At 31.2% G+C, this 21,395-nt stretch carries 19 protein-coding genes and 1 tRNA gene; 12 read left to right on the forward strand and 8 right to left on the reverse strand.

The genetic code is table 11. From position 1 onward, the window contains the following. Positions 1-117 precede the first annotated feature (117 nt). Positions 118-1,287, forward strand: a complete 1,170-nt coding sequence (locus GQ47_RS00685) for a proline dehydrogenase family protein (RefSeq protein WP_035643722.1) — start codon at positions 118-120, stop codon at positions 1,285-1,287. Positions 1,288-1,585: 298 nt separating this feature from the next. Here GQ47_RS00685 and GQ47_RS00690 read toward each other — a convergent pair whose 3' ends face one another. Continuing rightward, positions 1,586-3,376 (reverse strand): ABC transporter ATP-binding protein, encoded by a 1,791-nt coding sequence (locus GQ47_RS00690; protein ID WP_035643725.1) that lies wholly within the window; start codon positions 3,374-3,376, stop codon positions 1,586-1,588. A 269-nt stretch (positions 3,377-3,645) separates the two neighbouring features. Between GQ47_RS00690 and GQ47_RS00695 the strand changes: the two genes are divergently transcribed. The 3 genes from GQ47_RS00695 (at position 3,646) to GQ47_RS00705 (ending at position 6,068) form a co-directional block, all read left to right on the forward strand. Further along, positions 3,646-3,720 (forward strand) — tRNA-Val (locus GQ47_RS00695). A gap of 310 nt (positions 3,721-4,030) precedes the next feature. After that, entirely contained in the window at positions 4,031-4,597 is a 567-nt protein-coding gene (locus tag GQ47_RS00700; RefSeq protein WP_035643728.1) for a hypothetical protein, read from the forward strand. Positions 4,598-4,952: 355 nt separating this feature from the next. Beyond that, the gene (locus GQ47_RS00705) at positions 4,953-6,068 is read left to right on the forward strand and encodes a nuclear transport factor 2 family protein (RefSeq protein ID WP_035643730.1); all 1,116 of its coding nucleotides are present in this window, start codon (positions 4,953-4,955) and stop codon (positions 6,066-6,068) included. Positions 6,069-6,168: 100 nt separating this feature from the next. Here the strand turns inward: GQ47_RS00705 and GQ47_RS00710 are convergent, their stop codons facing one another. Further along, the gene (locus GQ47_RS00710) at positions 6,169-7,095 is read right to left on the reverse strand and encodes a gliding motility protein GldB-related protein (protein WP_035643732.1); all 927 of its coding nucleotides are present in this window, start codon (positions 7,093-7,095) and stop codon (positions 6,169-6,171) included. A gap of 562 nt (positions 7,096-7,657) precedes the next feature. Between GQ47_RS00710 and GQ47_RS00715 the strand changes: the two genes are divergently transcribed. From GQ47_RS00715 to GQ47_RS00735, 5 genes are all read left to right on the forward strand, one after another. After that, the gene (locus tag GQ47_RS00715; protein WP_051951262.1) at positions 7,658-8,326 is read left to right on the forward strand and encodes a GNAT family protein; all 669 of its coding nucleotides are present in this window, start codon (positions 7,658-7,660) and stop codon (positions 8,324-8,326) included. 212 nt (positions 8,327-8,538) lie between these two features. Further along, the gene (locus GQ47_RS00720) at positions 8,539-9,732 is read left to right on the forward strand and encodes an outer membrane protein assembly factor BamB family protein (protein ID WP_035645020.1); all 1,194 of its coding nucleotides are present in this window, start codon (positions 8,539-8,541) and stop codon (positions 9,730-9,732) included. 203 nt (positions 9,733-9,935) lie between these two features. Next, positions 9,936-10,802, forward strand: a complete 867-nt coding sequence (locus GQ47_RS00725) for a chromate resistance protein ChrB domain-containing protein (RefSeq protein ID WP_035643734.1) — start codon at positions 9,936-9,938, stop codon at positions 10,800-10,802. Positions 10,803-10,861: 59 nt separating this feature from the next. Beyond that, on the forward strand, positions 10,862-11,359 hold the full coding sequence (locus tag GQ47_RS00730) for a hypothetical protein (RefSeq protein WP_035645022.1): 498 nt from the start codon (positions 10,862-10,864) through the stop codon (positions 11,357-11,359). 2 nt (positions 11,360-11,361) lie between these two features. Beyond that, complete coding sequence (locus GQ47_RS00735) at positions 11,362-12,525, forward strand: chromate transporter (protein ID WP_035643737.1); 1,164 nt, start codon at positions 11,362-11,364, stop codon at positions 12,523-12,525. Between the two features lie 14 nt (positions 12,526-12,539). Here the strand turns inward: GQ47_RS00735 and GQ47_RS00740 are convergent, their stop codons facing one another. The 3 genes from GQ47_RS00740 to GQ47_RS00750 form a co-directional block, all read right to left on the reverse strand. Beyond that, the gene (locus GQ47_RS00740; protein WP_035643740.1) at positions 12,540-13,145 is read right to left on the reverse strand and encodes a class I SAM-dependent DNA methyltransferase; all 606 of its coding nucleotides are present in this window, start codon (positions 13,143-13,145) and stop codon (positions 12,540-12,542) included. Between the two features lie 84 nt (positions 13,146-13,229). Next, positions 13,230-14,531: an alginate export family protein gene (locus tag GQ47_RS00745; RefSeq protein ID WP_051951264.1), complete on the reverse strand. Its 1,302-nt coding sequence runs from the start codon at positions 14,529-14,531 to the stop codon at positions 13,230-13,232. Positions 14,532-14,725: 194 nt separating this feature from the next. Then, positions 14,726-15,133: a VOC family protein gene (locus tag GQ47_RS00750; RefSeq protein WP_035643743.1), complete on the reverse strand. Its 408-nt coding sequence runs from the start codon at positions 15,131-15,133 to the stop codon at positions 14,726-14,728. 135 nt (positions 15,134-15,268) lie between these two features. Between GQ47_RS00750 and GQ47_RS00755 the strand changes: the two genes are divergently transcribed. Further along, positions 15,269-15,712: a PepSY-like domain-containing protein gene (locus GQ47_RS00755; protein WP_035643745.1), complete on the forward strand. Its 444-nt coding sequence runs from the start codon at positions 15,269-15,271 to the stop codon at positions 15,710-15,712. A gap of 274 nt (positions 15,713-15,986) precedes the next feature. Beyond that, complete coding sequence (locus tag GQ47_RS00760) at positions 15,987-17,438, forward strand: glycosyltransferase family 2 protein (RefSeq protein WP_035643747.1); 1,452 nt, start codon at positions 15,987-15,989, stop codon at positions 17,436-17,438. A gap of 60 nt (positions 17,439-17,498) precedes the next feature. Here GQ47_RS00760 and GQ47_RS00765 read toward each other — a convergent pair whose 3' ends face one another. Then, positions 17,499-18,554 carry a linear amide C-N hydrolase gene (locus GQ47_RS00765; RefSeq protein WP_081909295.1) on the reverse strand — a complete coding sequence of 352 codons (1,056 nt, stop codon included), beginning with the start codon at positions 18,552-18,554 and terminating at the stop codon, positions 17,499-17,501. 132 nt (positions 18,555-18,686) lie between these two features. Continuing rightward, positions 18,687-19,061 carry a hypothetical protein gene (locus GQ47_RS00770; protein ID WP_035643749.1) on the reverse strand — a complete coding sequence of 125 codons (375 nt, stop codon included), beginning with the start codon at positions 19,059-19,061 and terminating at the stop codon, positions 18,687-18,689. 297 nt (positions 19,062-19,358) lie between these two features. Between GQ47_RS00770 and GQ47_RS00775 the strand changes: the two genes are divergently transcribed. Further along, positions 19,359-20,408 carry a serine hydrolase gene (locus GQ47_RS00775; RefSeq protein WP_238567928.1) on the forward strand — a complete coding sequence of 350 codons (1,050 nt, stop codon included), beginning with the start codon at positions 19,359-19,361 and terminating at the stop codon, positions 20,406-20,408. Positions 20,409-20,444: 36 nt separating this feature from the next. On the opposite strand, the gene GQ47_RS00780 is transcribed toward GQ47_RS00775, so the two are convergent. Then, positions 20,445-21,377 carry a transglutaminase-like domain-containing protein gene (locus GQ47_RS00780; protein ID WP_035643752.1) on the reverse strand — a complete coding sequence of 311 codons (933 nt, stop codon included), beginning with the start codon at positions 21,375-21,377 and terminating at the stop codon, positions 20,445-20,447. Positions 21,378-21,395 lie beyond the last annotated feature (18 nt).

The following is a 21,395-nucleotide window of genomic DNA, read 5'->3' on the forward strand; positions in this document are numbered from 1 at the left end:
AATTTTACTTCATAATTTAATATTCGTTTTTTCTATATTGATGATTTAGAAAAATTTCACACGATTTCGTAAAGAATATTCAAAACACTCTATATCTTTGCATAAAAACTAAACTTAATGGAAAAAATATTCGATAACACTCAAGTTGCATTTTCGCTAAAGAGTGATACAGAACTTGATAGAGCTTACTTTCTTTTTAAAATGATTGACAGTGAACCGCTTGTAAGAATTGGAACAGCTGTAACAAATTTTGCAATTAAAGCGCACCTTCCTGTTGAAGGATTAATTAGAGCAACTGTTTTTGATCACTTTTGTGGTGGTGTAAACGAGAATGATTGTCTTACTGTAGTAGATAAAATGTTCACTAAAGGTGTTTCGTCAGTTTTGGATTATTCTGTTGAAGGAAAAGAAGAAGAAGAGCAGTTTGATGCCGCTTTAGAAATGACCTTAAGAACAGTAGAATTTGCTAAAGAACGCCTTGCTATTCCGTTTGCTGTTTTTAAGCCAACAGGTTTAGGTCGTTTTGAATTGTATGAGAAATTAGGAGAAAAACAAACTTTGTCTCCTGCAGAACAAGCAGAGTGGGATAGAGTAGTAGCTCGTTTTGACAAAATTTGCAGTGAAGCACACAAAAAAGATGTTGCGTTACTAATTGATGGTGAAGAAAGCTGGATGCAAGATGCTGCTGATGATTTAGTGACAGATATGATGCGCAAATACAATAAGGAAAAAGCTATTGTATTTAATACATTACAAATGTATCGTTGGGATCGTTTGGATTATTTGAAAAAATTGCATGATGTAGCAAAAGCAGAAGGTTTTTATATTGGAATGAAACTGGTTCGTGGTGCTTATATGGAAAAAGAACATAAAAGAGCTGAGGAAAAAGGATATGTTTCTCCGATTTGTGTTTCTAAAGAAGCTACTGATGTAAATTATGACGCAGCTGTTCAATATATGTTAGAGCATTTAGATACTATGGCAATTTTTGCAGGAACTCACAACGAATTGAGTTCATACAAATTAATGGAAATGATGGCTCAAAAAGGAATTGCTAAAAACGACAACAGAATTTGGTTTGGTCAATTATACGGAATGAGCGATAACATTAGCTATAACTTAGCCGAAAACGGATATAATGTTGCGAAATATTTGCCATTTGGACCCGTAAAAGATGTTATGCCTTACTTGATTCGTCGTGCAGAAGAAAATACTTCTGTAGCTGGACAAACAAGCCGTGAATTGTCAATGATTAAAGCAGAAAGAAACAGAAGAAAAGGGAAATAATTTTAATTTTCTGTTTTCTGTATCAGTTTTACAGATATTAAAAAAAGCTCCAATTTACGATTGGAGCTTTTTTTTGTCTTTTCTAAAAAATGATTTTCTTTAATATTCTCTGTCTAAACTGGACTAAAGTCCAGCCCTACAATATTATTTGTTCCTTTGGAACTGCAAAAGAGCCTTTGGCTCTATTTGTATTGTAGGGCCGGACTTCAGTCCGGTTTAACATGTTTTGTTTATAATAAAAAACAAACCCGACAGGTTTAAAAGCCTATCGGGTTTGTTTTATCATTTGAAATTCCTCTTATGAATTACTAAACTGAAGATTACTTAGGTTTTTATAAATTCCGTTTTCAAGACTTATTAGTTCCTGATGTGTTCCTTCTTCCGAAATTTTTCCATTGTCCAAAACAAGGATTTTATCTGCATTTCTAATAGTCGAAAGTCTATGGGCAATGATGATGCTGGTTCTTCCTTCCATTAAGACTTCTAACGCTTCCTGAACCAGTTTTTCGCTTTCGCTGTCTAATGATGATGTTGCTTCATCTAATATCAATATACTTGGATTTTTAAGCAAAGCTCTGGCAATTGCAATACGCTGACGTTGCCCGCCAGATAATTTTACTCCACGCTCTCCAACTAAAGTTTCAAATTTCTCTGGGAAACCTTCTATAAAATTAAATGCGTTTGCTTGTTTTGCAGCTGCTATAATTTCGTCTTCAGAAGCATCTGGTTTTCCATATGCAATATTTTCTCTGATTGTTCCTCCAAATAGAATAACATCCTGAGGTACAATACTCATATTACCTCGAAGGTTTTCTAAATCATAATCGTGGATATTTTTCCCATCAACTAAAATTTCTCCGTCTGTAATATCATAAAAACGCAATAATAAAGAAGATATGGTAGATTTTCCCGCGCCACTTGGTCCAACAATTGCGATTTTTTGACCAAATTCTGCTGAGAAATTAACGTCTTTCAAAACCTGAACTTCTTTTCGGGATGGATAATGGAAAGCAACATTTTTAAACACTACATTTCCTTTAATTTTTTCTACAGAAGATGCATGAGGATTTGCATTAATTGCTTCAGGAGTTTCTTCTAATAATTCAAAAACACGTTCTGTTGCTCCAACCGCTTTTTGAATCTGTGCATACATTTCGGCAATTCCACCAAAAGAAGCTCCGATAAAAGTGGTGTAAAGAACAAAAGAAATCAAATCTCCGACACCTTCAACTTCACCTTTTATAGTTAGTGTAATTCCGTACCAAACTACAGCAACAACACATCCAAAAAGGCATAAAATAATAAACGAAGCAAAATAACCTCTATATTGACCACCTTTGATGGCAATTTTTACGATTTCTTTGATCTTGTTTTTATAACGCTGAATTTCGTACCATTCATTTGCAAAGGCTTTAACATTGCTTATTCCTTGTAATGTTTCTTCAACAATTACTTGGCTTTCGGCTACTTTATCTTGTGTTTTTTTTCCGTATTTACGAATAAATCTTCCAAATATTACAGCGGCAACGGCGACAACAGGAACAATAGCAAGCATCATCAAAGTCAATTTTGGACTGATGCTTCCTAGAATTACGAATCCGCCGATGATTAAAATAAACTGACGTAAAAATTCGGCTATAGTTGTTGTAAAAGTGTCTTGTAATTGCGAAATATCAGCACTGATTCTACTGTTTAATTCTCCAACACGCTTTTGAGAATAGAATGACATTGGCAATTTTACCAAGTTTTCATACAATGCAAAACGAATATTCGATAATGAATTTTCAGTAAAATTTACAAAAAGAGAAATTCTGAAGAAAGAGAAAATCGCCTGTAAAGTCAAAATTCCCATTAAAGCGATGGCAATTTCGTTTGCTTTATCAAGATCTTTATTTGTAACACAATCAACTAGCATCCCCATTAATTTAGGGAAGGCGAGGGCAGTGGCGCTGGTCAATAAAAGGAAAATCAAGCCAAGGAAAAATTTCCATTTGTGATTCTTGGCATATTTAAAAATTCGGAGTGCTTTTTGAAGGGAGTTAGAGTCTAATTTAGCTTTCGGTAAATCGTTTTCTTGAAATCTAGCCATTTGAATATATTATTAAGATATGCAAATGTATGATTATAGCAAGTGAATACAAAAGAATATTATGATTATGATTTAGAGTTTGTGTTTTCTCTTTTTAACTAAATTTAAGAAAATGAAGATTTTTTTAGTTTTTTAAATCACTGAAAAATAGCTTTCTAAATATTTTATTGAAATTATTTTTCATTTTTTTCTAGAAAACGCTTGCAAATACAAAATCTAGCTGTATATTTGCACTCGCAATCACGAAATGATAGCAGCCTAATAAAATAGGGCGATTAGCTCAGCTGGTTCAGAGCACCTCGTTTACACCGAGGGGGTCGGGGGTTCGAACCCCTCATCGCCCACAAGTTTTAAACAACCTCTAAAGTCTTTTGATTTTGGAGGTTTTTTATTGTTTTAAAAAATTGTATTTTTTGTATCCTCTTTGAAGTCTTATTTTTATTGAAATAAATGGTTCGTAGCTTTTAAGGAATATAGATAGAAAAGGAATAAATCTTTAATAATTGAAATTTCTCTGGCAATTCATAAAGAATAGTTTCTAAATTCGTATAAAATAACTTTTAATATAATATTATTCTTCCACCAATATGTTATACTACTAAGCTTAGTTTTGTCATTTATTTGCTGGAAGAAATATTGACTAAATAACAACGTATGAAAATATTTAATTTTTATAAATGCTTTAGTTTAGGAAAAAATAAAAATAATGAAAAAACATCAAACAAAGATATTGATAACGAATCTTCAAATAAAGTTTCTAATTCAGCTTTTTCAGAAGAAGAATTAGAAAGAAATTTATATTTTAAGGTATTTGAAAATTTAGATAAAAATTTATTAAATCAAAATAGTATAGAACTTTATGGTGAAGGAACTAATATAACTGTAAATGGAAGATCACGTTATGGACATGTTAAAATTAAACTTTCGCTTTCGACTAAAAGCAACTCAGAAATAATTTGGAATATAAGTAGGGAAGAAGAAATTCCAACTGTTTACAGAGAAAGTGTTATTAAGGCTGCACAGCGATTTATAGATTTTTTTGATTACGAAAGAAAGGATCTTAAAAAATTAAATTTTGAAATTATTGGAGGAAGCAACCATCCAATTAATTCAGATTTTTTAGCATTTGAAGCTGCTACATTAAATGCAATTTATAATTCTTTTGATAAAAATCTACATCAACCAAACCTAGCATTAGTAGTAAATAAAAAATTATCATAGATTGGTTTAATAAACATTTATTTAATTAAGTTTCTTCAAATCATCTGTTAAATGGTTTTTAAATAGCTTCTTAAGGACCATAAAATTTTTCAAAACCTCCAAAGTCTTTTGATTTTGGAGGTTTTTACTTTATATATGTTTAAAGAACTTTATGTCTTATATTTTCATATATAATTGCAGATAAAAACACATTAGATGAGCACGAGATACATTGTGGGCATTGTGTTTTCTGAATTATAAGAAAAAATTACTCCGAAATTATAAATCCGTACTCCTGATATCATAAACTTGGAATGATTTAAAAGTTAATCAACATAGTTTTGAGAAACATTTTTAAATCTATAATCCAAAGTTTATGAGAAAAATCTTTTTCGCAATCTTATTTGCTCTACTATCAAATTTATCTTTTTCACAATCGGAACAGTCTCTAATTGAGAACTGCATTCAAAATTATATTGAAGGCACATCTTATAACAAACCAGACAGTATTAGTAAGGCTTTTTATTCTGAAGCCAATCTTTTTTTAAGCCATAAAGAAAAACCTTTATGGATAGTTCCGAGTTCAGAATATGTAACATGGTTTCAAAAAGGCAACAAAGGAGAATTTAACGGTCGTATAGGTAGAATCATCTCTATAGGATATTTTAATGATATCGCTGTAGCAAAAGCCGAAATTCTTATTCCTGAAAGAAAACAAGAATTTATGGATATGTTCTTACTGAAAAAAATTGAAGGTGAATGGAAAATAATTAGTAAATCCGCAAGCAGTAAAGCAAGTAATAAATCAGGTAAAAAAATATTATTCATAGTTTCTAATTCACATTATTACGGAAATTCTACAATTTCAACGGGTAACAGTTTTGCCGAAATTGTAAACGCTTATGACACTTTTATAAATTCAGGTTATACTGTTGATTTTGTGAGTCCAAAGGGTGGAGCGATTCCTTTAGCTTATATCGATACCTCTGATAGCTTGCAAAAACAATATTTATATAATGAAGACTTTATGTATGCGATAAAACATACTCTCAATCCTAAAGAAATTGATTATAAAACTTACAAAGCCGTTCATTATATTGGAGGCGGAAGCGCAATGTATGATGTTCCTGAAAACTCGGACATTCAGAGCATTACTATGCAAATTTATGAAGATAATAACGGAATTATTTCTTCGGTATGTCATGGAACTGCGGGGATTGTTAACTTAAAAACTAAAAATGGTAAATTCTTAGTTGAAGGAAAAAAAATAAGCGGTTATCCTGATTCTTTTGAAAAACAAGATGGTGAATATTTTAAACATTTCCCATTCTTAATTCAGAAGACAATAGAACAAAGAGGAGGGGGTTTTAAATTCTCAAAGAGAAATGAATCTTATGTTGAACAAGACGGCCGAATTATTACAGGACAAAATTTTCAATCCTCAAAAGGTGTTGCTTTAAAAATTATTGAATTGATTGAGAAAAATAAATAAGTCATTTTATTAATGGTTAAAAAAGATGTTTAACCAAAATGGTTTGATAGGCTTACAAAAAAAACTCCTTAATTTCTTAAGGAGTTTTTTTACCATTTTATTAAAAAAACGCATCAAAACTTTCTTTTTTTGATTTTTGATATCTTTCAATATACACATCTAAAAAACCACTTTGTTTCAAAAACTGTATTGGATCTTTTATATTTAGTATTTCTTCAATTGCTTTTTGTTTATCTTTCTGTTTATTAAAATAAGATTCAATTATTTTATAGCCAATCCAATATCCTAAATCATTTGGCCTGTCATCTTTCTTAGTCGTTTCATATAACCAATCTTTATATTCAGGATTTTTTAATTTCGTTACAAATTCATCGCATAATTTATCTAGCTTTTGGTTTCCATATTTATATTCAAACTTATTTATGGATTCTCCCGAAATAAGTTCACCAATAAAATCGGCGCCTCCTTCAAGTAAACACCATTTCAACAACATATCTTTACCTTCAATTTTTTGCTGATAATGAATAAGTTCGTGTGCAATTAAACCTGAAACACCATCCAGATTTTTAAGTTTTTCAGTTCCAATAATAATTCCATCAGGAGAAGAAGTTCCGCCTGAGTTAAATCTTCCATAAACAAAATAAATTGGAGGAAATTTTGCCTTTGGATACCAATATTTTAAAGCACTATAAATGGCTCTAACTCTCTTTTCTTTGGATGAAATACCGTCCAAAACATTTCTTGAAAGTTCATAATCTGCTTTTCTTTTTTTTACAACTGTAAAAAGAGAGTCGGCATTGATTATTCTGTTTTCTGTAAATCCTTTAACACCTGGAGAACCTTTTTGCATGTATTCAATAAACGGATTTTCTTTTGATCTGTCCATTTTGTCAAATGCTTCCCAAAAATTCTTTGAATCTTTTGTTTCAAAAACAGCATCTAAAGGATTGTCAGAGAAATTAGTTTGCGCACAAAGAAAATTAGAAAAAATAATAAAAAGTGTTGTTAGAATAAGGTTTGACTTCATATCTGCTTTATGTTTATTTTCATAACGTTAAATTTCTAAAATTAATACTTCGGCAATGAATTTCCTTATCCCTAATTTTATAAAAAAGATTTTGTCTTTTTACACTAAGTCCTATCCGCGAGAAAGCATTTTGAACTACTCCAGCCAAGCCGAGTGTTACAACATAAAAATATTCCTTTCATTTTGAAAGGCCAATCTTATCATTTTGATAGCTTTTTAAAACACAAAGATCTTTTGTATTTTACAATACATTGATATTTAAATACTTATTTTCTTTTTTTTATTCTGGCATGCCCTTTGTTTTTACTCGGTAAATCAATTTAAATTAACATCGAAACTGAACATAAATTAAAAAAATATGAAAACAAATAAAACAAGAAGCAAGGAGATTACAAAACTATATGTATCAAATAAATCTTTGAAAAATAAAGATAGGTTTATCAATTTAATGGTCTTTGCCATAGTTTTCTTTACAGCTGTTTTACTGATTTCTCAAATTGTCTAACTCATATAATTTGAAACTTTCAATTTGTATTTCCACATGTTAATATCTTAAACTATCATGAAAATTATAAACCCCATAATAGATCCTAAAATAAATCTAACAAATAAAAATCTCTTTTTTTCAAGCTCATTTCGTAACAGAACAACATTTTCAGCTGCTGAAGAGACAGAAGAATTAGTTGAATTTACTATTGAAAAAGCCAGATCTACTCATACTTTTTGGATCAAAGAAATCTGCGATGTGACATTTTCTTCTGCGGTAGCCCGAGGCACTGGAATTTCTGGTCGTTCTCCTGAATTTCTTGAAACAAAAATAAATAAAGGTGAAGCTGTAATCGCTTTTGCCTCTGACGGGAGATGGGCTGGCTTCTCTTTTATTTCTTCATGGGAGAATGGAAAATTTGTTTCTAATTCTGGATTAATTGTAGCGCCTGAATTCAGACATACCGGACTTGCAAAAAAAATTAAAAGAAAGATTTTTGAGCTAAGCCGTGAAATGTATCCCGAGGCTCGCATATTCAGCTTAACTTCAGGTCTAGCCGTTATGAAAATGAATCATGAACTAGGTTTTGAACCGGTTACTTTTGCAGAATTAACTTCAGACGAAAGGTTTTGGGAGAGTTGCAAATCATGTGTAAACTGTCCAATATTAATGAGTAAGGAAAGAAAAAATTGTTTATGTACTGCAATGCTTTTTGATCCAAAACAAAGTACTCCAGTTATCTAATAATAAAGAAAGTACATAGCAATTCGAAAAAAAATCATAACATTTTATTGCTTTGAACAAGGAATACAAGCCAGCATTTATAGATATTCTAATTCACAAAATAAAGAACTAATAAGCTCTAAAACATTTTAATTATATTTGACATGAAAATTTATTTTTTTGGCAAATTTATTGCTGAACAAATAAATCAAATCATCAAACCAAATCTTAAAATGAAAAAAAATCTAATAACTCTTTTCTTTGTATTTAGTGTTATAAATATTTTTGCACAAACGACAACCAATTCAAAACCAGCCGAGACTAATACGTCAACACTTACTGACGCTGTCTCTAACAAAGCGATAAGCCCACTAAAAAAAGTCCCATTAGATGAAGCTTCAATCTTGCTTTATGATTATGATGGTACTCTTTTTTCATTTGATTTAGAATCTGAAACCATTGTTTGGACAGTAAAAGCATCCGATTCTCATAGTGAAATGTGTGCAAATGCTGTAACGCTGCAGGATGGCGTTGTATATGTTCCGTTTGTTAATGGCGAAATTTTCGCAATTGACAATCAGACAGGTACTCTTTTTTGGAAATCAAGAATCGGTAATTATACAGATCAAGTTGTTTTGAAAGACCAGGCTCCAACTATAAATAATGGAAAACTATATATTACAACTCAAACCCAAAATAGCAGCATTTATGCTCTTGATATCAAAAACGGAAGTTTAGCCTGGAGCTATAAATTAGATGCTTTACAAAATCATGCACCGGTTCTTAGTTTTGATAATAAAGTATTTACTCAAAGCGGATCAACTTTTTATTGTTTTGATGCCAATACAGGAAAAATCATTTATCAAAAAACTTTTGATGAAGCTATAACCGGAAAACCTGTTACAGATGGAGAAAATGTGTTTGTTGCAACTGAAAAAAATACACTTTTTGCTTTAAGTCCGAATAAAGCAGATATTTTATGGGAATTTAAATTTGATGAAAATCAGAATAATATCAAGAATCGAATCTTTAGCAAGGATAAAAAAATATATTTTGCAGCCCAAGGTTCAAATGTTACTTCTGTATATGCTGTTGATTCAAAAACAGGAACTCAGTTATGGAAAACTGATTTTAAAGACGATAATATCGAATATATTACTCAGGAAAATGATAATTTATGGGGATATACCCAAAAGAAAAAACTTTTCCAAATACTTTTAGACAATGGAGAAATCGTATTAGACAAAAAGTTAACAACTATGCCTATTTCAAATATCGAGTTTCCAGTTGATGACAATTTACTACTTTATTATTGTGATGCTGGCCTTATTTCATACGATTTAAAGGAACAAGATGAAAACATGATGTATATGCGAACCTCAATTAAAGATGATGTTTATAGCGCATTTATAAAAATTATTAGATAATAAAATAGCATCAAAAAACTCCCTGATTTCTCAAGGAGTTTTTTTTTTTTATTTCTCGCTATAAATTATCCAGGTACTTGACTCAATTACAACATTTCCATCTGGGTATTTTTCAGATTGATTCGTAAAAAAAAGAATCTGCATAATATGTAACCAAATGATTTTATTAGATTTGAACATCCGAAATTCTTAATATTTATCAAATGAAATGGATTACCAGAGAACGTCCAAAAATAGACCGAATTGCATGCCCTTGGCTAATTCGAAAATTTGTTGACGCTGAAGCTGAATTCATTTATGTGCCGTTTAATATCGTTTTGGAAAAAGCAAAAGAGCTAAATGCAATTCCGTTTGATATTCCAGATGTTGAATTTACACATTATGAAGATCAAAGCACTTTTGATTATATCATTAAAAAATATGAGATTGATGATCCCGCAATATCAATTATCGCTGGTATTGTAAGAGGAGCGGATACAGACCGTCATGATATTGCAAAAGAATCAGCTGGACTTTGGGCGATTTCAGCCGGACTCTCTTATAATATTACTGATGATTATAAATTGCTTGAAACAGGAATGATTCTCTACGATGCTTTGTACAGCTGGGCATCACATCTATACAAACAAAATCATTTACAGAATAGCCCTTTTGAAAATTTGCTTCATGAAGTTTACAATAAATTTCTGAAAGACAAAAAATCTTCAGTCAAAACGCCAACTTGGGTCAAAGATTTAAAAGAAATAATTCAGGATCAGATTGATGCTCAATTTGCATTTGATTTAAAGAAAATTTCTAATGAATTAGACTTAAATCCGTCCTATTTATCGCGAGAATTTTCGAAACATTTTGAAGATTTGAATTTTGGAGAATATGTTCGAAAACTCCGAATCGAAAAAGCAATCAACCTTATTTCAAATTCCTCTCATTCCTTAACCGAAATTGCCTACATGACTGGATTTTCAGACCAAAGTCATTTTACCCGAATTTTCAAAGCACATACGGGCAAAAATCCATCGGCTTATCGAAAAAAAAGTACAAAAAGTAATCCTGATACAAAAGGTAAATAAGATTCTATTTTAAGCTATACATGGTTTTTAATTTTGTTTTTATAACTAAAACAAAACCAATGTACTCAAAATCAATCTTTCTTTTTGCAATATTACTATTCAGTATCAGTGTTTCATCTCAAACAACATATCCAAAAATAACAGGATATTTTGGGATAATGCATCCAATAGTTACATTTAGTAAAGATGAAACGACTGTAAATTTTAGAGATTATTACGCAGTAGGTTTTCCAACTGGAATTAATATTTGGAAAAGTGAAAAAATTGGTTTTTCGCTTGAATTTGTTCCTAATATTAAAGATGATAACGGAACTGATAAAGTAACCAATTTATTATTTCATCCAGGAGTTTTGGTAGCATTAGGAAAAGGCTACACTTTTGCCGGAAGAGCTGCTTTTGAAACAAGTGGGAGATATGGTTTCACACCCGTTTTCAATAAAACTATAATTAAAAACAAGAGCTGTAGCTATTATGCCGCCGTGCCATTGCCGGTTCGATTTGGGAATGACCATCCTGCGAGTTTCACCATAGGTTTTCAATTTGGAATTGCTTTTTAATTATGGAAAAAACATCAAAATACAGTTTGTTGCAATTAACACTTTACTTTCTAAAACTGGGAACTACAGGTTTTGGCGGTCCTGTCGCTTTAGTTGGATATATGCACAAAGATTTGGTAGAAGACCGAAAATGGATTACTGAAGAAGAATACAAACAAGGATTAGCTTTGGCGCAGCTTGCTCCGGGGCCGCTCGCAGCGCAATTAGGAATTTACATAGGATTTGTTCATTATAGTTTTTTAGGAGCAACATTAGCTGGTTTTGCGTTTATTTTACCTTCATTTATAATGGTTGTGCTATTGGGAATTGTTTATAAATTATACGGTGGTCTAACATGGATTCAAGCTGTATTTTATGGCGTTGGCGCTTCAGTTGTTGGCATTATTGCACTCAGTTCTTATAAGTTGACTTTGAAATCTATCGGAAAATTAAATCTCGAATCTTTTAAATCGAAATGGCTGCTTTGGTTGTTTTTTATTTCAGCCGTAATCGTAACGTTTGTAACCGAAAAGGAGCAAATTTTACTATTTATTTTAGCTGGATTTTTTTATATGATTTTCACAGCTCCTCCAAAATGGTGGAATTTCAGAACAACAAATTCTTTGATTTTATTTCAATTTACTCTGTGGAATTCAGAAGAATCGACACTCGTTAAATTAGCTGTGTTTTTTGCTAAAGCAGGCGCATTTGTTTTTGGAAGCGGATTAGCAATTGTTCCTTTTTTACATTCTGGCGTTGTAACAGAAAACCATTGGCTAACTGAACAGCAGTTTCTGGATTCAGTTGCGGTAGCAATGATTACGCCGGGACCAGTTGTAATAACTGTAGGTTTTATCGGTTATTTAGTTAACGGATTTTCGGGTGCTTTAATAGCAGCTTTAGCCACTTTTTTACCTTGTTATCTGTTTACAATTATATTGGCGCCGTATTTCAAGAAAATTGCTGATAATAAATCGGTAAAAGCTTTTGTAGAAGGAATTACTGCTGTTGTAATTGGCGCTTTGGTTGGATCTGTGGTTGTTATTTCTTCACGAAGTATTATCGATGTACCTACAGCAATTATTGCCATTTTGACTATTTTGGCTTTAATTTATTTGAAAAAAATACAAGAACCATATATCATTTTAATTGCCGGAATTATTGGGATTTTCATAAAACTGATTTGACGCTGGAAAACAAATTATTTTTTCTGAACCAAAACAACCCAGTCTCTTTGCGTATTTTCTTCGATGAAATTCTCGATTTCATATTCTAATCGAAAACCTAAATCTTTCATTAAGATCAAAACATCTTTTCTCGTTAAACAGCTGTAATAGAAAGGTTCTCCAAACATTTTGTCTGTATGCTCGTCTTCTTTTTTTCCATGAGTAAAAAGAAAATAACCGTTTGGTAATAGCAAATCATAAATTTTGGAATAAATCTCTTTTTGACGTTCCTTTGGAAAATGAAAAAGTGAATCCCAAGCTATGATACCGTTGAAGTTTTCATTTGATTTGAAGTCGAAAAAATCGCAGACAAAGAATTGTGAATTTTGAATTTCCTGAGATTTTGCAATTTCAATCATATTCTCCGAGAAATCAATTCCAATTACAGACTGATTATTATCCGAAAAATATTTTGCTATCGGAAGCCCAGCTCCGCATCCAATATCTAGGATGGTTCCGTTGGGTTCTATCTGTTCTAAAAAATCTTTAATCGGTTTATTTATAGCCGAATTATTCCTGATTTTCACCCATTCATCAACTATTTTATTATACGATTTTTTGTTTACAGCTGCATTTTCCATATTGTAAAGGTATTTCCTCTCAAATTATTTATTCGAATATAAAAAAGCTGTTGCAACTTTTTTGAAACAATTTATAAATTTAATTTACTTAACGAAGATTGTTTTGTGCTTTAAGGCATTAAACGAATAAGAAACCATAACATAACTCCATAATGTGAGCTTATTTACATCTTGAATCTTGGGAAGATTTTGCATTGAATTTGTTGATTGATAAAATGAAAAGGCACAGTTAATCTCTACTTGTTTAATTGGAAGATATTTTAATGAAATGTCATTTTCGAAACCTAAAAATTTTGACATTTCTTGATTTAAATTATTCAGCAAAGGATATTGTGTATAGAAAAGATGAAAATCAGAACGAAGCGATAATTTTGGGTTTATTGGAAACGTGGCAAATAAATAGGGATTGACTAAACCTTTTCCGCCAACATCAGCTGGAAAACGCGTAAAAACATTCATATTCCCATTAAATTTCCAAGTTACACCATATAAAACATCAAAATTTTCAGAATTGTTTGCAGACAAGCTCGGATTGCTTCCACTTATAATTTCAGCACCCAAACGCCAATTTGATTTTGGAAGTGACAATTTTACTTCGGGTTGAAAATAGTAGGCAAATAGATGTTGCCCTTTTGAACTTTGCCCAAACTGCAAGTAACTATTTAAAGTGTAATACCATTGTTTCTTTTTAAATTCGATTCTTCCACCTGTTGTAGCTCGGGCATAAATAGCATTAGAATTTGAATCTTCAAGAAAATCAACCGTATTAATCAAATTAAAAGAAAACGCTTTTTTAGAGATATAACTGAAATTATAAATCAGCATATACTTGTATTTATTGGATGCTACTGGAGAATATGCAACATCAAAACTATTATTATAATTTCGAGTAAATAAAAAGAAAAAATCATGCGAAAAATGTTCTGAATATTTCATTACACGAATACCTTCATGTGCTCTTCCCTGCTGGGCCCACGGAGCATCAGAAAATAATCTACCATTATCCAGTAAGACATTCTGTCTTCCTAACCTAAAGTTTATCGATTTAAGTTTGGTTTCAAAAAACAACTGATAAAAATTAATGCTTCCGACTTTGGATGCTTTATTATGCTCATCCCAAAGATGAATTTCTTGCAAGTCAGATTTGATAAACCATTTTTTCCTTTCATACTGCATCGAAATTCGATTTCTCTGTGTGATATAAAAGTAAGGATCAATCGAATCGTTAGGAGGAAGAATATAATTTGACGTATATTCAGCTCTAGGTCTGATTTCAATATTCATCAAGAATTGCTGAGATAAACTATCTTTTTCTTGGGCTATTATCTGATTAACTGAAACAATAAAAATTAAGAGTGAGATAACCTGCTTTATCTGGTTGGTCATTATTTTCTTCTTTAATCCGATAGATTTACTATACAAATATAGTAATCAAAAATTAATTTCAGTTTTAATATCTATTTTGTTAAATACAATTAGCCTCATGTTTGTTAAATAAACTCCTTAATTGATTATTTAATAATAACACAAAACTCCAGAATTAAATAATTCTGGAATTTTGTGTTCCGTATTTTATTTCATTAAATCGGTTCCCAAAGTTCAATTTTATTGCCGTCTGCATCCATAATATGAACAAATCTGCCGTAATCATAAGTTGCAATATCATCCAAAACTGTCACTCCGTTTTCTTTTAGTTTATTTATCAATCCTTCAATATTTTGTACACGGTAATTGACCATAAACTCTTTTTTTGAAGGAGAAAAATAATCATCATTTTTTTTAAACGGACTCCATTGAAGCGCTTCTTTTAGATCTGGATTGTCTATATTTCTGGATTCAAACGTTGATCCCCAATCATTGACTTCTAGTCCTAAATTTTTAGCGTACCATTCTCGTGTTTCTTTTGGATTTTCGGTAAAAAAGAAAATGCCACCAACTCCTGTAACTTTTGGAACAATATTATCCGATTGCTTGTTTGAATCTTCCATATTTAGTTTGATTTTTAAAACTTAAATGTACTAAAAAAAGCATTTCCTAAATAATTAAAGGTTTCTTAAATTAATTTGAACCCAATTTTAGTTGTTGTAAATTAGCTATTTATGAAAATTTAAAAACGTTAAATTATGAAAACACATCATATAATTGTCGTATTATTATTCGGTTTTGTAATATCGGCCAATGCACAAAAAAGAATCGAAACTACTGAATTACCAAAACCAGCACAGGAATTTCTTCAAAAATATTTTAGCTATACAGCCGTAGATATTGCTAAAAAAGATGCAGAACACGGCGAAAAAGGCTATGAAGTCATTTTAAAAGACGGAACCGAAGTTGAGTTCTGGAAAGATGGCTCGTATCGTGAAGTTGATGGAGAAAAAAATCCGATTCCAACAGACTTTATTCCGGCAAACATTAAAGATTACGTTTCGAAGAATTATCCAAATGAGAAAATTACCCACATCGATTATGGACACAAAGATCTGGACGTTGATTTGACAAATGGTATTGATTTAGAATTCACAAAAGATGGAAAAATTCTAAAAGACAAAAACAATAATATCAAGTAAATTCCGTTTTTAAAATCTCCGGACAGCCCTATTTCTGGGCATTTTTTTCAAAATATAAAGTATAAACTTTTTACAACTGTATAAATTTTATACATCTTGATTTTAGCTAAAATTTGCTAAACCGCTAATTATCAGTTTTTATTATTTATGGCACAACGCTTGTAAAATGGGATATAGTCCATTTTTGTGTAATTCATTTTTCATTGTTTAACGAAAAAGAAAAAGCAGAGACGGTCAATTTAAAAGCCATTTTACGATAAAAGCAAATAGCCCAATGAAAAGTGAAACAATTATTTCTGAATCATTATATATTTCAGATAAAAATCTCAGCACAAAAGAACAAATATTAAAAAAATCAATTTTTAGTTCAAGTACAAAATCCCAACAAAAAACAGCCGAAAAAACATCAAGCACTTTAGGTTTCATAGTACTTTCCGGTACTTTTTTATTAATGCTAGGAGGCGCTTTTGTAGTTTATTATCTGCAATCCGATTTTGATCAATTTCAATTAGATAGAATAAATTCGAGCTGGGGATTTCCATTTTTAATTTTGGCAGCAGCTTTATTCTTTTTCCAGACAGGTTCTTTTTTGTACAATTTGTATTTATATTTTAGATATAAGCCAATTGAATCTGTTTCAGATGATTTATTGCCTACTTGTACAGTAATTGTTCCTGCTTACAATGAAGGAAAATTAGTTTGGGAAACCTTATTAAGCCTTGCAGACACCGATTTTCCAGAGCAAAAACTTCAAATTCTTGCCATTGACGATGGAAGTAAAGACGATACCTGGTACTGGATGCAACAGGCAAAAATCAAACTTGGAAATCGATTATCTATTTATCAGCAGCCTGAAAATAAAGGAAAACGTCACGCGCTACACCGCGGATTCGAACTTGGCACTGGAGAAATTTTTGTTACTGTCGATAGTGATTCAATTGTAAAAAAGGATACTTTACGAAATTTGGTAAGTCCGTTTGTAGTTGATGAAAAATGCGGTGCAGTAGCTGGAAATGTACATGTTTTGAACAATAAAAAAGCGCTATTGCCAAAAATGCTGAACGTTAGTTTTGTGATGAGTTTTGAATTCATGCGTTCAGCTGAAAGTATGTTAGGATCGGTTTTATGCACGCCAGGCGCAGCTGCAGCATACAGAAGAGATGCCGTATTTGAATGTCTTCCAGAATGGATTAATCAAACATTTATGGGGCAACCATCAGATATTGGTGAAGACCGAGCTATGACAAATATGATTTTAAAGCAAGGATTGCATGTTTTATTCCAGAGAAATGCTTACGTATTGACAAACGTTCCCGAAGAATATAAAGGTTTGTACAAAATGTTCATCAGATGGGGCAGAAGCAATGTTCGTGAGAATATCATGATGGCGCAATATGTTTTTAAAGATTTTAGAAATGAATCTAAATTTGGCGCAAGACTTTTGTTCGTAAATCAGTCTTTAAAAATAATCATGGCATATCCATTCTTGTTATTTATGTTATTTTTTATAGCTGTGCATCCGGTATTGTTTTTTAGTTCAACACTTTTAAGCATTTTAATTGTGTCAACATTTTCAGTATTATTTTATGCTAAAAGATACAGTTTTGCTGATGCTTTTTGGGCTTATTCTTATAGCATATTTTATACTTTTAGTTTATTCTGGATTACACCTTATGCAATAGCTACTGCAAATAAAAAAGGTTGGCTGACACGTGGTTTATCATAATTTAAAAAAGCAAAACCCTCAGAATTATTGAGGGTTTTGCTTTTTAATTAAAGTTTTCATTTAATCTAAACCTGCAAATTTGAATGGAGCCATCGCCTGAAAATTCATTGAAGATTCTCCAGAATAATTTTCATTATTAGCCAAGCTAAGTTTTCGCACTTTAGCTTTTTCGCTAAAATCAAGTTTACTAAATGCAACCCAAACTACATTTGGATTTAAAACATTGTCGAAATAATAAACCAGATTTTTTTGATCAGCAACAGTTCTCCATCGTGTTGACGATATATTGGGTTCTGTAGCAGAAGAAATTCCAAGAGGTACAGAACAATTTCTAATCACGCCAAAAACGCTTGCAAGTGCTGTTCTTATATTATCAGTTTTAGGAATAGCATCGATATAATAATGAGCTCTCACAAATCGATCTGCGGCTCTGTTGGTTCCTGGGAGCATAATCGTTCCCGGAATGCTTTTCCAGTACGCATTTATAGCCAACTGTTCATCAAAAATAGGAGAGTTTGTCATGGCCACATATGATTTGTCATGATGAATTACGAGTTTTCCGTTTATGTATTCAAAAATTGCATTATCACCAGATGCATCTGAAATGGACAAATGGACTGTTGCAAAAATATCGGTTCCAGGAATATGCGAAGATGTTACTGTAAATTCATTTTTTTCTAAAGCACTTACTGCATCAGAAACTGTAGAAAAATTATCCAGAACATATTGCAGCCATAATGAAACCGCCAAACCTTTTGTTTTGCTATTTTTTTCAAATTGTGGATAAGCCGATTCAGCCAGCCAAAGCAAATTTCCAACCAAACCTTTTTCATTCATTCCGTCAGAAGAAGCAATGTCCCAGGAACTTGTAACCACACTTCCGTATTTTGATTTCCATTTAACGGAGTTATTACCAGCTTCTCCAAACCTTTCGATTCCTCTCGGGAAAACCCACAAATTAGCCGGAATTTCGCCTTTCCAGTCCATTGAGCGAGCGGTTAAAATAGTGCCATTCGGACCTTGATAAACTATTCTTGTGCAGGCAAAAGTTTTTTCGGAATAAATTATTGTGCTCAAAAAAGCAAAAACTATTAAAATTCTAATTTTTGTCTTCATATAACTGACTTTTATTTTGTTAAAAGAAACTCATTTTGAATTCTGTAAAATAAAAAACTCCTAAAAACTTGAGATTATTTAGGAGTTTTCAATGATTTTTATGTGGTTATTGTTTATTTGTGAGTGAAGAGATCAAATCTTTTTAAGAGTCAATTTTACTTCATCAGTCTCTAAAATTAGATTGTCATCAGTGATAGTGCTCACACAAGGCCATGGAGTACCTGTTTCATCTTTAATTACAAGGCTTTTCCCTTTTTTCGTTAAAGCATAAGTACCATCTGTCATTTCTCTTAGTAAAAATCCTGTTACATGACCATCTTCAGTAAAAGTTAATTGGCCGTTAGTAAGAATCACATTTTTCAATGAATCAGAAAGTGGTTTTTTGTTTGCTTCAACACCCGTAACTTTCCACGAACTTACTAATTCATTTCTTTTTGCTTTGTTGCATGAAAGAATTAATACTGCAGATAATAAAATTCCGAAGATAAATAATTTAGATTTTTTCATAATTCTGTGATTAAAAAATTAGACAGGAAAAGTTACAAAAAAAATCAATAGTTAAAATATTTATAATCAAATATTTACAATCTAATAGAATTAAAAGTAAAAAAAACAGCTCAAAAGGCTGCGTTTTCTAATGATTTGAAGATAAACGTAATACATTTTTTTTCTAAACACATAAAACTAATTTCCATTTTTTATATTTGAGTTTCCATTTTAATCTAAATTATGTCGTTAATAAAAAAAACAATTTTATATTTTGCCATTCTGTTGCTCTTTAGCTGCAGTTCTAAAAAGAATGTTTTGGAAAAAGTATTAGCCACTGATAATGACAAAATAAAAGAGGTAATAAAAAATTCAAAGCAATACGAGCTGCAAATCATTTACACTCAAATTGTAAGAGACAAAGGAAAAATCACATTCAAAGACTACACGTATAATTTAGATGCATCAAACTATTATTATCCAGCAAGTACTATAAAATTTCCAATAGCAATTTTAGCACTTGAAAAGTTAAATACTATAGAAAATACGTCTGTAAATAACATTTATACTATAGAAGGAAATTCTGAGAAACTAAAATTTGCTGATGAAATCACTAAAGTTTTTGCTGTAAGCGATAATGTGGCCAGCAGCAATTTATTTGAATTTACAGGTTTTGATTATATCAATCAAAAAATGAAAGAAAAAGGATTAGAGCCTTTCAGAATCAGTCACAGACTTTCTGGTTCTGAACCTTCAAATCCTCTTGTAAAATCGGTTACATTATACAAAGATAACGGATCTATTGAAGTTTTTCCTTCAAAATTAAACGAAAAAAGTGCACCATTAAAACTTAATAACCTCATTAAAGGAACAGGATTCATTAAAGATGATCAACTTGTAAATGAACCTTTTGATTTTTCTAAGAAAAATTATTTTCCGTTAAAAACGCTTCATAATACATTAAAAAGAATTGTATTTCCTGAAGCTTTTAATGAAAGTGAACGTTTTAAAATAACAGATAAAGAGCGTGAGTTTATTTTGTTTTCGATGCAGAATTTACCTCGAAATGCTGGTTATAACCCAAAAGAATATTATGACAGCTATTGTAAATTTTTCATGTTTGGTGATACAAAAAATCAAATCCCTGATCACATAAAAATATACAATAAAATTGGTCAAGCATACGGAACCATGACAGAAACAGCTTATATAATTGATACTGAAAATAAAGTTGAATTTATGTTATCCGCGACAATATTGGTCAATAAAGATGGAATTTTTAATGATGGTGTTTACGAATACGATTCGGTTTCAATCCCTTTTTTTGCTGCGCTTGGAAGAGAATTATATGCAAAATCAAAAATGTGATTTGTGAAATGTGAAATGCAGAATGAAATTCATTATTTAGTTAAGCGTTAATTCTCCCAAAATTTCCTCATATAAAAATGGCCCGCCAGGATATGTAGCGGTATAATCTAAATTCATCCAGACTTGTCCGCGTTCATCAATGTGGTAATGTATTTTTTTGCCATAACTTTCTTTGACAAAAAGTACATTTTTTATCAGGAAATTGACCTTTTCTAAATCAATTAAAGAACCAATTAAAATTTCTGGATAAATATGGCCTTTGGTATGAATAAGCCTCGGAGTTCCGCCAATGGAACGAATTGCAGCCGCCATTAAAATGGAATGATCATCACAATCTCCAGAAAAATATTCTAAAGATTCGCTTGCAGTTGCAATGTAATCACCTTCTTTTGGATCATTTACATAATTCCATCGGCTGTTGATTTCTTTAAAAACGGCGAAACATTGAATTGTAGTACGATAATCTGAATATCCTTTAATTCCTTTAAAATGCTTTGTTGTGGCCATAATAGCAAAATTTCGAACTTTCGGATTTTGATATTCAATCGCATTTATAATTTTTGATTTATTTGGAAACGGAAGCAATTTTGCCACAATAATATCTTGCGGAAAAGGATTATCAGACATGGTATAAATCATCGAATTATAGTCTTCAGAAATTTCACTGAAACCATAATTTCCAATAACAGAACCATAAAATAAAACCAGCAAATAAACCGCAACGCATAAAATTATTATCGTTCGAAGCAACATCAACAATAAAAAGATAGCCGCAAAAACAAATAGAAAAATAAAGACGCGATCCAAATTGAAAGCCCAATTTAAATCGCGGAGATTTTGATGCAGAATGATGAAAATCGGAATGGTGATCAAAAGACTCAACAGCATAATAATAATCCTGTCATAAGGTGATTTCACCTGTAATTTGGATTTTAATTGCGGAAAGTCAATTTTAGGGAATTTCATCATAAAAATTCAAAGCAGTTT

It is taken from the genome of Flavobacterium sp. ASV13 (genome assembly GCF_000745775.1).
In the GTDB taxonomy this organism is placed as follows: Bacteria; Bacteroidota; Bacteroidia; order Flavobacteriales; family Flavobacteriaceae; genus Flavobacterium.